This is a genomic window from Caballeronia arationis (genome assembly GCF_001544975.2).
GTDB classification, from domain to species: domain Bacteria; phylum Pseudomonadota; class Gammaproteobacteria; order Burkholderiales; family Burkholderiaceae; genus Caballeronia; species Caballeronia arationis.
On the sequence record NZ_FCOG02000621.1, the window covers coordinates 1 to 518 of the forward strand.

The 518-nt window shown below is 60.8% G+C and carries 1 protein-coding gene; it reads left to right on the forward strand.

The window, feature by feature from the left end; genetic code table 11:
* Positions 1-518 (forward strand): IS21 family transposase (gene istA / locus AWB81_RS44155; RefSeq protein WP_144444446.1); only part of this gene is annotated, 518 nt, incomplete at both ends.

The window sequence follows — 518 nt, forward strand, 5'->3', positions numbered from 1 at the left end:
CTCGATCTGCTGTGGCAGGAATATAAGGCGCAGCATCCGGACGGCTGCGGCTACAGCTGGTTCTGTAAGGCTTACCAGGAGTGGGCGCAGCGGCTTCCGGTCACGATGCGGCAAACGCATGTGCCGGGCCAGAAGCTGTTCGTCGACTACTCGGGCAAGAAGCTCGGCATCATCAATCCGGGCACCGGTGAAATCCGCGAGGCCGAGCTGTTCGTCGCCGCGCTCGGCGTGTCCGGCCTCACCTTCGCGGAACTCACGTGGACCCAGCAGTTGCCCGACTGGATCGGCTCGCACGTGCGCGCCTTCGCGTTCTATGACGGCCTAGTCGAGATCCTGGTGCCCGACAATCTGAAATCGGGTGTGCACAAGCCCGGATTCTACGACCCCGACATCAATCCGACCTATCAGGAAATGGCCTCGCATTACTCCGTGGCTGTGATCCCCGCTCGCAGTAAAAAACCGAGGGACAAGCCGAAAGCAGAGTTATCGGTCCTCCTGGTGCAGAGATGGGTTCTTGC